This is a genomic window from Herbivorax alkaliphila (genome assembly GCF_030848475.1).
Classification (GTDB): domain Bacteria; phylum Bacillota; class Clostridia; order Acetivibrionales; family Acetivibrionaceae; genus Herbivorax.
Map to the genome: position 1 here is coordinate 76,783 of NZ_JAVDDS010000002.1, position 19,003 is coordinate 95,785.

Annotated in this window: 1 protein-coding gene; it reads left to right on the plus strand. The window is 33.8% G+C overall.

Annotated elements, in window-relative coordinates:
- The first annotated feature begins 339 nt into the window (after window positions 1-339).
- A complete protein-coding gene (locus RBH29_RS01165) occupies window positions 340-18,771 on the plus strand; it encodes a fibronectin type III domain-containing protein (RefSeq protein ID WP_306694533.1) in 18,432 nt (6,143 codons plus the stop codon).
- The last annotated feature ends 232 nt before the right edge of the window (window positions 18,772-19,003 follow it).

A 19,003-nucleotide genomic window follows, 5' to 3' on the forward strand; every position in this document is an offset into this window, starting at 1 on the left:
TTGTATGCTTAGCATTTATTATTTTGGCAGAGGGGTGTAGTAAAAAGCTAAAAGATAATGGGAATAGGCAAAAAACTTCTAAAATATGGTTTGATTTTAAGAAAAGATGAGGATATAATGAATTTGATGCTAAATTGATATAAAAATATAAATTAGTTTTTAAATCCTGCTCGAGCTTTGGCTAACATAATATTGATGTTAAATTATCAATTCATTTTTAAGTAGTCAATATTTTAATCTTATTTAATTTACAGTGAACTCGTTTAGCTAAAGCTAAACATCGAGGCTTCAGTAAAATTTTCTTCGTGTGGGTAAATATTTAAAGGGAGTGTATTATTTGTGAGTGATTTTAAAAAGCGAACAGCGATTGTTCTAGTTATTATTCTAGTTATTAATTTGAATTTTTCTGTGGGAGACTTATATCAAAAAAGCAATATTTATGCTGATATGATAAGTGAAGATTTAAGCATTAAAGCAGAAGATATTGAGTCTGAAAAAGAAGAAGATGCTGAAGAGAAAGAAATTGTAGATGAAGAAATGTCTAGATACGAAGATAAAGAAGATGTTGAGTCTGAAAAAGAAGAAGATGCTGAAGAGGAAGAAATTGTAGACGAAGAAATGTCTAAATACGAAGATAAAGAAGATATTGAGTCTGAAAAAGAAGAAGATGCTGAAGAGGAAGAAATTGTAGACGAAGAAATGTCTAGATACGAAGATAAAGAAGATGTTGAGTCTGAAAAAGAAGAAGATGCTGAAGAGGAAGAAATTGTAGACGAAGAAATGTCTAAATACGAAGATAAAGAAGATATTGAGTCTGAAAAAGAAGAAGATGCTGAAGAGGAAGAAATTGTAGACGAAGAAATGTCTAAATACGATGATAAAGAAGAGGTTGCTGTATTTAATCAAGAAAAAGAAGATAGTGAAAGTATAGATAAAGAACTTTCAGATGATACTGAAAATCTAACACCTCAAAATCTTGAGATTATATCAAAGACAAGTACAACGGTAAATTTGTCATGGACAAAACCTGTAGATGGTACTAATATTAGTCATTACAATGTCTATGATGGTGATGATATTGTTAAAAGTGTAGATGCAGAAGATAGTGTATGTACAATAGATAATCTCATACCTTTGACACAGTATAGTTTTACAGTAAGATCAGAAGATGTGGAGGGAAATATTTCAGAGCCAACCAATGAAATAACTATCTTCACACCAAGAGGCGAAACAATTATTGATTCGGAAACGTCTCTGACAGAAGATACTGTATATGGAGATTTGTATATTGAAAATGACTATCTTGACTTAAATGGTTATAAACTTATTGTGGAAGGAGATTTGATACATTCAAGGGGAACTCTCAAAATAAATGGTGGAGAGCTTATTGTAAAAGGCGATTATCGTATACAAAGTAAAAGTGTTAATAATGAAGGTGAAGTATCATATGGAAATAGCAGGGGCTACTTTGATATGACCAACTCAAGAGATTATGTGCTTATAGAAGGGAACTTTGTAACTCATACACGTTACAATCATAGTGATTTACTAACAGATGGTTTATTAGAAATAAAGGGGGACATTACCCAAAAAAATATAACTAATAATAATTCCAGTAATTATAATTTTTGTCCAACTGGAAAGCATATTACAAAGCTTAATGGGGAAGGTTTGCAGACAGTAAGTTTTGAATCATCAAAGTCTGGGTTTAATATACTCAAAATAGAGAATGATTCAGATGAAGGTGTAGAGTTTAAAAGTCCTTTAAATACAAATAAACTTAATGATAACGGAAATATATTAAAATTTGCAGGTTCAAAAAGCGGCATTGTTGGATGGGAACTTTCGGAAGATGAAGTTTATGATGGAGATTTGTACCTTGGTGGTGGCGATTTAAATTTAAATGGACATGTGCTAAAGGTAAAGGGAGATTTGGTACAATCAGGAGGAGTAGTAGATATAAATGGTGGACAACTATATATAGATGGTGATTATAGATTGCAGACAGAAATAGAGAATGAAGAAGGAAACAAAAGTTATACATATAGCAATGGTTTTTTAAAAATGATAAAAGAGTTTGATTATGTATCAGTAGAAGGTGAATTTGTAACTCACAGCCAGCACAGCCATGAAGATTACCTTATAAATGGAATACTTGAAGTAAAGGGACATTTTGTACAAAAAAGCCATTATGCAAGAGACAATTTCAACTCTGCAAAAAATCATAAGGTAGTATTGAGTGGAGATGTTTTACAAAAAGTAACTTTTGAAACTTCTGAATCTTTGAGCTCTTGGGATGCAGATTCTAATATAAATATACTTGAAATAACAAATACCTCAGATGAAGGTGTGGAATTTGTATCAAAGTTGGGAATAAACGGAGAAATAAAAGAAACATCAACAATTATATCAGGAGGCAAAAATCTGTACCTTGGTGGAAATGCACAGATAAATTGGGACGTATGGCCATATGATTTAAGAATTGAGGAAAATCGTATTTTAGAAAAAGATATGGTTATAGAAGGAAGTTTATACGTATACAGAAGAAGTCTTAATTTGAATGGTCACAGCCTTAAAATAGAAGGAAATTTAATACAAGAAGGAGGAACCTTGACAATAAATGGAGGAGAACTTATTGTTGGAGGAGATTATCGTATACAAACGGAGAGTATTGATAATCAAGAGAATGTGGTATATGGGGACAGTACAGGATATTTAAATATGACTAATGTAAATGACTATGTAAGTATAGAAGGAACTTTTGCAACACAGACACGTTATAGTCATTATGATAGCCTTACTGCAGGAGTATTGAAAGTAGGGGAAGATTTTATACAAAAAAAATCTACAAATAGATTTGCAGATGATGATAATTTTTATGCTACAGATGCCCACAGGACAGTATTAAATGGAGAAGCCCTACAAATGGTAAGTTTTGAAACACCACAATCAAGATTTAGCACACTTGAGATAGAAAACTATTCTGAAGAAGGCATAGAGTTTAATCAAGCTTTAAATGCAGACACTTTTATTGACAATGGATGCAAATATACATTACCAGGCATGGAGGTTTCTGGCTGGGAACTTACAGAAGATGAAGTACATGAGGGGGATTTGTATCTTGGTGCAGGTCAACTAAATTTAAATGGATATGTTCTTAAAGTAGAAGGGAATCTGGTTCAATCAGGAGGGACAGTTAATATAAATGGTGGTAGCCTTCACATAGAAGGAGATTACAGGCTTCAAACTAAGAATGAGGATGATCTTGAAAATATAAACTATACATACAGCAATGGGCGGCTGTGGATGATGGATGAAAATGATTCTGTAAAAGTAGAAGGTGACTTTATAAACAATAGCAACAGGAGTCATACTGGATATCTTACAAATGGAGTGTTAGAGCTAAAAGGAGACTTTATACATTCAACACACGATGAACAGGATAATTTTAGATTAACAGAAAATCATAAAGTGGTATTGAGTGGAGAGGAATTACAAAAAGTGAGATTTGAAGATTCCACAAGCAGCTCAGGCTATAGCTGTATAAATATACTTGAAATAACAAATACCTCAGAGGATGGAGTAGAATTTGAATCAATAGTGGTAGTAAAAGGAGAGATAAAGGATACTTCAACGCCGATAACAGGAGGAAGATATTTATCTATTAGCGAAAATACACAGATAAATTGGGATGATTGGTCATATGATATAGGTATAAGTGAAAATTATACTTTAGAGGATAATATAGCTATAAATGGAAGTTTATTTATACACAATAGAACTCTTGATTTAAATGGATTCAGTATAAATATATATGGAGATTTTAACCATTTAGGTGGAACTTTGAATTTAAATGGTGGAGAGGTTAGTGTAAAAGGAAATTATAACATAGAAACAGAAGATAATGAATGTGTAAATGCAAATTTGAGGATGACTAATGAAGATGATTATATAAAGGTTTATGGAAGCTTTATTATGCGTTCAAGGCAAAGAAATAATAATTTAACTGCTGGTATATTAGAAGTAAAAGGTGATTTTACACAAAAAAATGGAAGGACATCATGGTCGAGAGAAAATTTCGATGCAAGTGAAAGCCACAGTGTTATATTGAGCGGAGAAGGGAAGCAAAATGTAAGTTTTGAATCAACAGAATCACAATTTTACATACTTGAACTAAAAAATTATTCAGAAGAGGGAGTAGAATTTGCTCAGGCTTTAAACGCGGATACTTTTATTGATAATGGATGCAAATTTACATTTCCAGGCTCAGAAGTTGTAGGGTGGACACTTACGGAAGATGAAGTTTATGAAGGAGATGTGTATTTAGGTGCAGGAAATCTTAACTTGAATGGATATTCTCTTACGATAACAGGTGACTTGATACAATCAGGTGGAACTGTTGATGTAAGAGGTGGTGAGCTTTATGTACAGGGAGATTATAGGCTTCAAACAAAAAATGAGAATGCACAGGGAAATATAAGTTTTTCACATAGCAGTGGTTACTTAAAAATGGCAAATGAAAGTGATTATATTAAGGTAGAGGGAGACTTTGTTACATATAGTGATAGAAGTCATACAGACTATCTTACAAATGGAGTTTTAGAGGTGAAAGGGGATTTTACTCAAAAAAGAAATAATGCATGGGATAACTTTAATGCAGCAGAAAATCATAAAGTAATATTGAGTGGAGATGTCTTACAAAGTGTAAGTTTTGAAAGTTCTTCAGCTTTCAGGTCATACATTAATAATTTTGAAATAACAAACACTTCTGAAGAAGGAGTGGAATTCACTTCAAATGTAGTAGTTAACGGACAAATGATGAAAACATCAACTCCAATATCAGGAGGGAAGTATTTATGTCTCGGATTAGATGCACAGGTGAACTGGGAGTATTGGCCATATGACTTGGGGATTGAAGGAAGTTATGATTTAGATAAAGATTTGGTTATTGGAGGCAGCCTTTACATACATGATGGGAGTCTTGATTTAAAAGGTTTTAGTTTAATTGTAGAAGGAGATATAATACAGACTAGAGGAACGCTGAGTGTGTCAGGTGGATATTTAGAAATAAAGGGAAGCTATATAATAGAATCAGAAGGAGGAGAGGCAGTATATGCGTCTTTAAGAATGACAGATGAAAAGGATTATATAAAGGTTTACGAAAACTTTGTTATGAATTCAAGGCGTAATCATAGCAATCTGTTAACAGATGGAATATTGGAGATAAAGGGAGATTTTATACAAAAAAATGTAAGAAGATCAGATTCAAGGAACTTTGATGCAGGTGGAATGCACAGGGTTATTCTAAGTGGAGAAGAGAAGCAGGTTGTAACCTTTCAAACATTTGAATCACGATTTAATATACTGGAATTACAAAACTATTCAAATGAAGGTGTTGAATTTAATGATACATTAAATTCACATACCTTTATAGATAATGGATGTATATTTGAAATAAAAGGTTCACAGGTAGTGGGATGGGAACTTACAGAAGATGAAGTGTATGATGGAAATGTGTATCTTGCGGGGGGGCAGCTTAACCTAAATGGATATACCCTTACAATTAAAGGTGATTTGATACAATCAGGAGGACTGGTTGATATAAATGGTGGAGAACTTTATGTTAACGGAGATTACAAGATTCAAAGGGAGAATAATGAATACAGCATTGGAATTTTAAAGATGGTTAATGAAAGTGATTATGTAAATGTAAAGAGGGATTTTGTTATTCATAGTAATAAAAGTCACTTGGGATATCTTACAAATGGAGTGCTTGAAGTGAAAAGAGATTTCATTCAATTAGAACATTCTGTAAGTGATAATTTTAGAGCAACAGGAAATCATAAATTGCTCCTTAGTGGAGAAATTTTACAAAAAATTAGTTTTGAAAGTGCAAGTAGTGGTTTTTATGATAGCTGTATTAATATACTTGAAATTGTAAATACATCTGATGAAGGTATAGAATTTGGAACTGTGACAGTAGTAAATGGAGAACTGTCAGGAATATCAGTACCTTTGAAAAATGCTCAAAATTTACTTTTTGGGGAAAATGCTAAACTGAATTGGAACATTTGGCCTTATGATTTAACTATAGAAGGTGCTGTATTAGAGAATGATTTAACTATAGAAGGAAACCTGTACTCAAATGAAGGAACTCTTAATTTAAATGGATATAGATTAGTGGTAGAAGAAGATTTTATTCATTCTGATGGAACTGTGGATATAGTTGGTGGTGAGCTCATTGTAAAAGGGAACTACCGTATGCAAAGTATGGACTCTAATGGGGAGTTTGAAGAAAGTGACAGTATTTTAAATATGACCGATGAAGATGATTATGTATATGTAGGTGGAAACTTTATTACACAATCTGAAAACAATCATAGTAATAGACTTACTGAAGGTGTATTGGAAATAAAAGGACACTTTTCACAAAAGAGTGGTAACTGGCGAAACTTTAATGCAAGAGATAATCACAGAACTGTACTAAGTGGTGATAATTTACAGGGAGTGAGTTTCGAGTCATCTAGCTCAACATTTAATATACTTGAAGTAAAGAATCATTCCCCGGAAGGCATAGAATTTAACGAAAATCGTCTTCCAGCTGATACTTTTATAGACAATGGATGTGTTATAAAATTACCAGATTCCAAAGTTTTAGGGTGGGAGTTAAAAGAAGATCAGGTATATGAGGGGAATCTTTACCTTGGTTTAGGTGAACTTAAGTTAAATGGCTATTCTCTTACGGTAACAGGAGATTTGATACAATCAGGTGGAACCTTGGAAGTAGATGGTGGAGAGCTTACTGTAAAGGGAGATTATCTTATGCAAAGTAAAAATGTAAATAATGAAGGAGAAATTATTTACACAAACAGCAATGGATATTTAAATATGACAAATGAAGAGGACTATGTATTTGTAAAAGGAGATTTTGTTATGCAGTCAAGTAATAATCACTTTGATTTGCTTACTACAGGACTTTTAGAAATACAAGGCAACTTTACTCAGAAAACAGGGGAAGATGGTAATTTTAATTCAACAGAAAGCCATAGAACTGTACTAAGTGGTGAAGAGTTACAGACGATAAGCTTTGATACATCTCAATCAAGATTTAATATACTTGAACTAAAAAACCATTCTAAAGAAGGTATAGTATTTAAACAGAACACTTTAAATGCAATTACTTTAATAGATAATGATTGTAAAGTAAGTTTTCCAAAAGAAGCTGATGGATGGAAACTTGCAGAAGATGAAATTTATGAGGGAGACTTGTATATTAGCTCAGGTATACTTAATTTAAATGGATATAATCTTACAATAACAGGTGATTTGATACAATCAGCTGGAATAGTTGATGTTAGTGGCGGTAAACTTAATGTTAAGGGAGATTATAGAATTCAAACTAAAGTAGAAAATGAACAGGAAGATAAAAACTACAAGTATAGTAATGGTATATTAAAAATGGTAGATGAAGGTGACTATGTAAAGGTAGAGGGTAATTTTATCACCCATAGCAATAAAAGTCATCTAGACTTTCTTACAAACGGAGTATTAGAGTTAAAGGGAGACTTTATACAAATTACACATAGTGAAAGGAATAATTTTAAAGCAACTAATAATCATAAATTACTACTAAGTGGAGAGAATTTACAAAAAGTAAGTTTTGATAATTCAGATTATTCTAATGAAAGCTGTATTAATATACTTGAAATAGCCAATACCTTTGAAGAAGGTGTAAAGTTTATATCAAAAGTAGCTGTAAAGGGAGAGATTAAAGAAACATCAACCCCAATAACTGGAGGTAAATATATAAGTATTGGAGAAAATACAAAATTAGGCTATAAAGTTTGGCCAGGTGACTTGAGTATAGGTGAAAACTTTAAGTTAGAAAATGATATAACTATAAATGGAAGTCTTTACGTGGATAGTATATATTGGGATGGAACTCTTAAGTTAAATGGCTACAATTTAACTGTAAATGAAAACCTGATACATTCAAACGGAATTGTGGATATAGATGGTGGAGAACTTGTTGTAAAAGGTGATTTTCGTATACAAACAGAAAATGTGAATGAGGATGGAGAAATAGAATTTTGGTCTTCAGGTGCATATTTAAACATGACAAAAGAAGAGGATTATATTCTGGTAGAAGGAGATTTTATCACAGAATCTTGGTATTCCCATAGTGGTAGACTTACTGAAGGACTTTTAGAAATACAGGGTGACTTTGCACAAAAAAGAAACAGTAATTGGAACTTTGTTGCAACAGAAAACCACAAAACACTTTTGAGTGGTAGTGGTTTGCAGACGGTGAACTTTGATTCTTCCGATTCGGGATTTAATGTATTAGAACTGCAAAACTACTCAGATGAAGGAGTTATATTTAATCAATTATTAAATTTACAGAGCTTTATTGATAATGAATGTAATTTTGAGCATCCAGGATTAGGAGTTGTTGGATGGAAACTTACAGAAGACGAAGTGTATGAGGGGGACTTGTATCTTGATTTAGGTCAGCTTGACTTAAATGGAAACAAGCTTACAATAGCTGGTGATTTGATACAGTCAGGAGGTAAACTTACATTAGGAGGAGGTAATCTTAATGTACAGGGAGATTACAGACTTCAAACAAAAAATGAAGATGATGAGGGAAATGAATTTTATACATATAGTAATGGTTATTTGAAAATGGTTGACCAAAATGATTATGTAAAGGTAGAAGGTGATTTTGTTACTGAAAGTAACCAGAATCATTTTAATTATCTTACAAAGGGAGTCTTTGAGGTAAAAGGAGATTTTACACAAATAAGATATAATAACAATGCTAACTTTAGAGCTTCAGAAAATCATAAATTAATATTAAGTGGGGAAGCCTTGCAAAAAATTAATTTTGAAAGCTCTAGCGACTCATCGCACAGTCATATTAATAATCTTGAAATAAGAAATACTTCTGAAGATGGAGTTGAATTTGTTTCTAATGTATTTATAACTGGAGAAATGAAAGAAATATCAACACCAATATCGGGAGGAAAGAAGATATATATTGGACAAAACACACAGTTAAATTGGGATAACTTGAAATATAATATAGCTATAAATAAAACATTTGATTTACAAAAAGACATGAAAATAAATGGTAGTTTGTATATAGATGGAGGTAGTGTTAGTTTAAATGGATATAGCTTAAAGGTAGAGGGGAATCTGATACATGAAAGAGGTACGTTGGATATAGATGGAGGAGAACTTATTGTAAAAGGTGATTATCGGATACAAAGAGAAAATATAGATGATGATGGCGATGTAAGTTATGAAGATAGTTTTGGTGAGTTAAGAATGAATAATGATGATGATTATATTTATGTAGGAGGAGACTTTGTAGCACATGGTAGAAATCAGGAAAGAGGTTATCTTACTGCTGGTACTTTAGAAATAAAGGGGGACTTCACCCAATCGAGAGGTTCATGGTCTGGTGCGAGTACAGAAAATTTTAAGGCAAATAAAAACCACAGGACTATTTTAAGTGGTTCAGAAATTCAAAGAATTACATTTAACAATCCAAGAGGTTCACAATTTAATGAACTTGTTATAACAAAGCCTATGGAAAAAGGATACAGGTTTAATACGATACCTGTTTGGAATGTTCTAATTGAAGATTTTTCAGATAGAGAGCTACCTACAGTGCCGCAAAATTTAAGAGTTATAGAAAACTCTATAACTACTGTTAGTTTAAAATGGGATATATCTTTAGATGACGTAGATGTAGAAGGTTATGAGATATTCAGGAACGGTCTTAGAGTTGGTACTTCAAGAACTAACAGATATATAGACCAAAGGCTTATGCCAAATACTAAATACACCTATACGATAAAAGCATACGATGTTTATGGGAATTATTCAGAACACAGTGAATCTGTAGGTATTACTACTAACGTTGGCGATGAGCCACCAGAAGTTCCTCAAAATTTATCTATAAGTTCGAGAACAGATACGTCTGTATCTTTGTCATGGTCACCTTCAACAGGTAATGTACCAGTTGAAGGATATAAAGTGTATCTAAATGGAATCCATATAGGGGATTCGGAAAACACCAGATATACGGATACCGATTTAGAACCTGGAACACATCATTACACGATTAAAGCTTTTGATACATCCGGGAATATATCTAATAGCAGTAATGCAATAATATATGATAATGAACCACCTACAGCTCCAAAAGATGTTTCAGTTGCTGATATTACAGCTACTTCAGTTACACTTAACTGGTCAGAGTCTCAAGATAATATAGGTGTATTAGAATATGAAGTGTTTCGTGATGGTGTCAGAATAGGGGTAACAGATAGTTTAACTTATAAAGATAATACATTAGAGCCTATGGGTGAATATACTTATGTTGTTAGAGCGAAAGATTTTTCATGGAATGTGTCACAACCAAGCAAATCTATAACTGTATCAACTTACATAGATGATGAGCCACCAACTACTCCGAAAGAACTTAGAGTAGCATCACAAACAGGATCTTCTATAACCCTTACCTGGGATGCATCAGTTGACAATGTGGGGGTAAAAGGTTATGAAATTTATAGAGATGATGAATATATTGGAACATCCAAGACTTTGCAATATAAGGATGAGAAGCTTTTGGCAGGCACAAGTTATACCTATAGTGTAAAGGCATTTGATGCTGCAGGAAATTATTCAGATAAAAGCAGTGAAATAATTGGAATTCCAATGATGCCAAGAATTATAGAAACTGAACCGGTTGATGAAGAGACAATTGGTGGGGAAAACAAAAGAATGCATGTATACTTTGTGGATAGTGGAAATATGCAAGGGTCGGATGCTGTTTTTGAATACTCAGAAGATGGTTCCACTTGGGTAGAATTTGAAAATATTGTATATGGTCCATACAGGACACGTATAGAAGGAGAAAATATAATAAGATTCTATAGTGACTGGAACCTAGAACCTTTAAGCAGTGGAGAATATATGGTTCGATACACAGTTTATGATGATGATGGAAATAATGATGAAAGGGTAGTTTCATATAATGTTAACCGCACATCACCTAAAAAAGTTGAGAATATAAATGCAGTATCTGATTCATCAGGGATAACTCTTACATGGGATATTGCAGCAGATGGGGATGTAAGCTATTACAATATATATCGTTCAGTAAATGAACCGGGTTCTTTCACTTTATTAGAAAGAGTAGATGAGCGTACAACTGTTTTTTATAGAGATAGTGATATTTTGCCTGAGACTAATTATTATTATTTTATTAGAGCTGTAGATGTATTTGAACAGGAAAGCAGTAATTCTGAAGTTATTGAGGCTACTACAGTTGAAGATACTGTACCGCCAACAATTTTAGGAATATCACCAGTTGATGAAACAACTATGGGCAAGAGTGCACAAATTACAGTAAGGGCAGAGGATAATATAGCTGTTTCAAGTATAACTTTGCAGTACTTTGACAATTTAGAAGAGGAATGGATAGATATTGAGACAATTGACACATCAGCAGTAGCAAACTTTACATGGAGTGATATTCCTGTAAGTGAAGAGGTAAAGGTAAGAGCAATTGCAAAAGATACATCAGGTAACATAAGTGATGGCACACCTGTAAGAACTTATTACATTGATACAGAAGGTCCTGAAAAAATAACAGGCTTAAATGCATCAGCCTACACAACAAACATTATTTTAAGATGGAATGATGTATCTGATGATGATTTTGCCTACTTTTCAGTAGAGAAAAAGGAATCTTTAAATGATTCCTATGAAAAGGTTGGAACTGTAGATGATACATTAGGAATGAATGTTACAGGCTTAGATACTGAAACTACATACAATTTCAGAGTAGTTGCTTATGATGTTTATGGAAATAAGGGAACATATTCAGATGAACTTGAAGTTTCTACAACAAAAGACACAGAGCCTCCTGTTATAGCATCATTAGAGCCTGAACCAGGATACTATGCCAATGTTATACCACTTGAAGGAAGTGCTGTTGACAATGTGGGAGTGACGGCATTTGTATTTGAGATATCAGAGGATATGGAAAACTGGAGTGATATTGAAAAAATAGAACTTGGTGATGCTCCTAAAACTGCAAATGTAAGTTATGACTTTGATGTTTCTTCTTATGATGACGGAACATATTATGTAAGAGGTAGAGCTTATGATGAGGCCGGGAATGTATCAACTTGTGAATCATTTGTAGAGTACAGGATAGATTGTAAACCTCCAAAACCTCCTAGTGGGATGGTGATAGAGAACAATAAAGGAAATATCACTATCGCATGGGATAGAAGTGAAGATACAAGCGTTATGTACTACAGATTATATAGAGCAGAAGACTCTCAAGGGCCATATACAGTAATAGCAGAAAAGCTATCTAGTCTTGGATATATAGATCGTAGTGTAAAAATGGATAAAACTTATTATTACAAAGTATCTGCCATTAGTGCAACAGGAATTGTGAGTGAAAAGACAAATTCTATCGAAGCTGGGTTAAATGAAAATACAGGAGAGCCAGAAATTATAAATATGTCTCCGTCAGATGGTTCTAATTTACCAGCTAACCCAACCATTCAGATTTTGGCAGTGGATAATTACAAGTTGTCTGAGGTTATGTTAGAGTATAATGATGGTGATGACTGGGTACTTATTGGAAGTGAGGAACTTGATGTATATGGTAAAGTAGTAGCATTTACTTGGGACACAACAGATCTTACAAATGGAGCATACACATTAAGAGCTAGGGCGGTAAACAGTGAAGGTAATGAAAGTGAGTACTATATTGTAAACTATCAACTAAATACTGAACCACCTATGACTCCACAAATTACTGTTGAACCAGGAGATTGGACGGTGGATCTTTCCTGGACAACAGGAAATGAAGAGGATTTAGCTGGATTTTATGTGTACAGAAGTACTGTGTCTGGTGGATCACATCGTAGAATAAAATCTTTAACAGATACAAGCTTTACAGACACGCTTCTAATGCCGGGACAAAGCTATTACTATGTTGTAGAGGCTATAGATATTTTTGGGAATGTAAGTAGAAGCAGTGAAGTGGCAGCTATTCCCGGAGACGATGATCCATATCCTCCTGTAGCAGATGCAGGGGAAGATAGAATTACAACTGTTGGAGCAGAGGTGCTTTTTGATGGAAGGGCTTCAAGTGACAATGATCGTATAGAGAGTTATCACTGGGATTTTGGAGATGGTAACACAGGTGTAGGAGCTACGCCTTTACATACTTACAGTGAAGAGGGAACATATGAAGTAACATTAACTGTATTTGATCCTTCAGGCAATAGTGATAAAGATACAATAAAGGTAACTGTACGTCAGGAGCATGAGGTAGGTGTACTGGAAGTAAGAGTTATTGATGATGCTACCGGAGAGCCTATAAGTGGAGCAAGTGTTTATGTGGACTTTCCTGATGACCAGCCATCCCAGTTTATTACTGACAGCCAGGGTAGAGCCAATGTAGTTGGGAATTCGGGGAACTATAATATTGCTGCATATATGGAAGGGTATCTTCCAAGAGACACTAACCTGCAGATTAATCAACATCAAAATTCCCCTGTAACGATAGGAATTACAAAGGGTGAATTGGTTGTAGGAGATTTAAATGTTCGTCGTATGGAATTAGATGAAATAGTAAATGCAGGAATAGATATAAATGCACCTGAAAATCAGTATGTATATGAATTTGAGGTGGAACTGGAATTTGAGAGAAGAGAGTTGCCTAAATTAAATATTACTGCAAATGGTCATGGCGGAATTTTAAGAGTTGGCTTTGCAGGTGGTAGTGGTGGATTTTTTAGGCTTCCAGGTGGAGGTAGAGTATATCCAAAGGTTATACCTAATTCAAAGCCTGAAATTCCTCCAACAATTGCATATTTGGTAATCCCAGGCGAGATTAGTTGGTTAAAGGAATTTTTTGAAGTTAGCTTAACAATGACAAATATGGCGGATCCTCAGTTTGTAATAGAAGATGCTAGTGTAAAATTAGATTTGCCAGAAGGGTTGTCTTTAGCTCCAACCAGAGATAGACAGAGTCTTAAAGTAGATATGGGATCGATTGAAGGAGGAGAGACAAAGGATGCCCAATGGATTATTCGTGGAGATCAAAAGGGAAGTTATAATCTTGAAGCTGATTTTACTGGAACACTAATGCCTTTTAACCATCCAGTGAATACAATATTTAAAACCGAAGAACCTTTTGAAGTGCTTGCAGAGGATGCCCTTCACTTAAGTGTAACACCCCAGGGCAGGGCTTATATTGGAGAAAAATATAATGTTACATTCCAACTAACTAATACTTCAAATTTCCCTGTATATAACCTGAACTTTGAAGTTGACGGTGAGCCAGTGGATACACCTAATTTTCATAGAATAACAGGGGAAGAGACTGATTCGCAACATATTGGACCTGGGGATATAATTGAAGTTTCAACTCTTATGCCGGGAGAAAGCATATGGTTTGAATATGAAACTGTAATCAATTTTGAAGGTGATCCATCAAAGCATTATTATGTGTTGACTAATACCTCTATTGATGGAAGAGGAATGCAAATACCTACTACAGTTAATCCTCCTTCAGATGGTTCGGATGACCCAGAAGAAGACAGAGAGGGGGATGTTTCAGGTATAGTTTGGGACAAAGATGAAGATGTGCCTGTAAGTGGTGCGAGTGTATTAATTGGTTCTAATACTACCGTTACTGATGTAGATGGGAGATTTAGCTTTGAAGGTATTAACTTAAATAATAATGAATTAACGGTAAATGCAGAGAGTTTTCATGAAAAGGTTAAAGAAGTTGAGTTAAGAGATGGAGCTTACATAAGAATAGAATTAAGTCAATTTCCAGAAATAAGAGAGATTAGTTCTGCCTACTCTAACAGCAATGACAGAAGGGCCTCAATGGTTCCTTTGAATCTTCTATCAGGGCCAATTAAGTTTGAAATAAATACTGATTTAAAAGGTGATGGATATGTTACTGATTACTTATATAGAGTAGTTGATAAATATGGAAACATAAAAACAGAAAGATCAACTGCAGCTACTGGAGATTCAATAACAATTTCTAATATAAGAAGCATGATGACTTCAGGAGACAAACTGCATTTTGCTGTTAAAACAATGGGAACTTATGGAGAGTACACAACTGATTATGTTGACACTAAATTGACAACCGTTTGTGAATTAAATATTCTAAATGGAATCGAGTGGGATGATGATTTAGAAGGAAGCAGGCAAAATGGAGTAAATTTAAATTTAGGTGGCATTAGTGGATTATATAAATTTTTAACTGGCGGCAAAGATTTGGATTTGAGTTTTCCTAGCGATAGTGAAATATGGGAACCAATTAGTTTAAAGCCACCTCAAATAAAGACTGATTTTTCTGTAAATTATGACTTTTATAATGCAAGTGCAACATTTAAAAATAAAAATAGTTTAAATGTTGGTTTATCAGGACAATTTTTAGATTTTGAATTTCCCAAACTTGGTGGAAGTGGTAAGGGTTCTATGGGAATAACACCAGAGTCAAAAGGTGAATTGTCTATAGATACTATATACAATAGTATACACTCAAGGTGGGAAATAAAATCAATAAGTTATACATCTGAAAGTGGTGTAACTGTAGATATTTCATTTAAGTACACAGTACCGGCGGATTTGAAATTTGGTGGATTATTACTTTCAGCATATGCAGAGGTAAAAGTTCAGGGACAGTACGTTACAAGTATGAGTAACCCTGATATTTCAAATTTAGACATTTCGACGTTAGAAAGCTTAAGTGATTTAATACCCGAAATACAAACTACGTTATCAATAGCATTAAGGTTAGCTGTTGGGGCTCAGACAGGATATGGATTAGCTTCTGGGGAGATTTTTGGAAAAGGAGAATTAAGTAGTGTTATTCCTTCATGGAGAACGGAACTTACTTTATCATATGGAGGCAAATATGGTTACCTTTGGTTTTTCTCAAATTCAACAACATGGGGTACAAAAACCTGGGTGTTGAATGAAGGAAGTGATGAATCAGGACAAGCTGGGACAATGAGTAGTTTTGACTTTTCAGCACTTTCTATAGAAGATGAAGAGCTTACTTTTAACAGCAGACCACGTGATTATTTAGAGCATCAACAGTGGATAGGAGAAGAGCTTATTGTTGAAGCTGCATATCCTGATTCAAATGCTCAAATATCTCCTGTAGATGAGAGCATAGGCGATTTGATAATGATATTTACAGGTGATGACAGTGAAAGAACTGATAACAACAGAACAGCTGTTTATTCTTCAATATACAGTGACAAAAAGTGGTCTGAGCCGATACAAATTGATAATGACGGAACAGGAGATGCATTGCCATATTTAGCTGTAGATGGAGAAGATATATATGCTACATGGCTTGATATGTCAGAGGAAATTGGAGAAATGTCAGATGATATAACTGAGAACTATATTACAGAAAATATCTTAGGTAAAATGGGGGTTACAGCAGCTAAGTACAATAAAGATAGTAAGGATTGGGAAAACATTTACTCTGAAAGGATAGATGGTGTAAACAAACACCCACAAATTGCAACAAAGAATGGCGAAACAATGGTGACATGGGTCAATAATAAAAGTAAGCTTTCAATAGGAAACACCTTAAATCCTGATAATGTATACTATGCATATAATGATGGAGATGGATGGACAGAGGCTGATATTTTTGTTAAAGATGCAGGTAATGTCTATCAAAGTGATTTGCTTATGCATAAAGATAGAGCATATTATGTATTTGTTACAAATGCTTATTCAGAGGATGAAACATATAAACTTTATCTTACTACCTTTGATGGTTCAAGCTGGTCTGATCCAGTAGGGATTATTGATAACAGCTTAGAAGATTCTCATCCTGTAATAACATTAGAGAATAATGAACCAGTGGTATTTTGGCAAAATGGAGAATCAATATACAAATCATCCCTTGAAAAACCAGATGATGCACAGGAAATAATTGATTCAAGACAGTCAAGTGGTATTTTAGAACTTAGTGTAACAGACACAGATGATGGATCTGCATTATCATGGACAAATGCAATGGATGGAGAGTACAGGCTTTATGTGAGTACTTATGATGAAGGGAGCTCAACATGGACACAGGGAATTGAAATTGAGTTTGATTCTATGGAAGTACCAAAGGGTGTTACTTTAGCTGAATTTGAAGATTCAGTGATGGCTGTTTACAATATAATTCCATATAAGTTTGACGAAGAAAATGAAATGTATTATCAGGAATTTTCTTCACTGACTTCTACATTGTATAGACGCAAAACTGATTTGGCTATTTTAGAAGATGGAATATACTTTAAAGAAGATATACCTCTTCCAGGTGAAGATGCAAAAGCAACAGTTGAGGTTGTGAATTTAGGAGATGTAACGGTAGACAGCTTTACAGTTTCTTTATATGATGATGAGCAGTTGATAGGTGCTAAAGATATTGAGAATGCTGCTTTAAGTCATGGAGAGTCTAAGAGTATAGATTTGGATTTAACTGTATCAGAAGATAGTAATGGATTGAATCTAAAAGCAGTACTTGAATTAGAAAAGGACAGCAACCTTTCAAATAACACTGCAAAATTAAATGTTTCATATACCGATGCAGAAATAACTGGAGTTTACAATGAGCTTTATACAAATAATACAGGTGTTATATATGTTGATGTAAAGAATTCAGGTTACAGCAATATTAGAGATGCTAAAGTATATTTATCAACAGAAAGTGAATTTGATAATATTTTTGATTCCATAACAATTGATCAGTTAAAGCCTCAACAAGAGAAAAGAGTTAAATTTGATTTAGAATTAGAACAAGAGTTAGATATGAAATTTATATATGCTAAAGTGGAAGTGGAACAAGATGAATTTAATTATTTAAACAATGTTGATTTTACTGTTTTAAGAAGCGTTAATGTTACAGAACAGCCAGAGGAACCAGAGCAGCCAGATGAATCAGAAGAGCCAGGGGACTCAACACCCCCATCAGGTTCAACACCTTCAGGTCCGGCACCACCGGCTCCAGCACCAGATCAGGATGATGATGATGACGACGAAGATACTTCTGATGAAGATGTAGTTCCAGATGAATCAGAAAGTAAAGAAGATAAAAAAGACATTAAAGAGCCAGAACCTGATATGCCATCTGCTGGAGATATAAGGTATATCAGAGGATATGAAGACAATACATTCAGACCCGAAAATGGCATTACCCGTGCTGAAATGTCTGTGATACTTGCAAATTTAGATGAAGCATCAAAAGATTACTTAGAAGAAGTACAGTTTGAAGATGTTTCTAATGAGCATTGGGCATCCTGGGCAATATCTTATGCGACAGATAAGGGATATTTTAAAGGATATGAAGATAATACATTTAGACCAGACAGGCACATTACAAGGGCAGAACTGTCAGTGGTTTTATGTAACTATATGGGGATTGAAACTTATGTACATGAAAGTTATAGTTTTGAGGACATAACAGGACACTGGGCAGAAGACTTTATAAATAGACTTGTAAGTAGAGGACACATTAAAGGATACCCTGATGATACCTTCAGACCTGACAATAATGTTAAACGCTCAGAATGTGTAAGTCTGATAAATAGAATATTAGGTATTGAACCTGTTTTAGATGAAGAACCTTACTTTAGTGATGTAGATAAAGATTACTGGGCATTTGGAGACATAATGTCAGCTATAGTTAGGTAGAAGAATTTTCAGATTTTAGCAATGATTATTAACATGTTAATAAAAAACTCGCTTAAAATAAACTTAAGCGAGTTTTTTTGCATTTTTAAGTTCCTTTTTCTAAAAAAACAGATTGATTTTTCTAAAAAATATGTATATAATGGTACTAATGTTAATTTCAATAACGCACACAAAACAATAAATTCTACATAGTTTTTATCTAAACTAATATCGTTTCAATACACTAAAATGT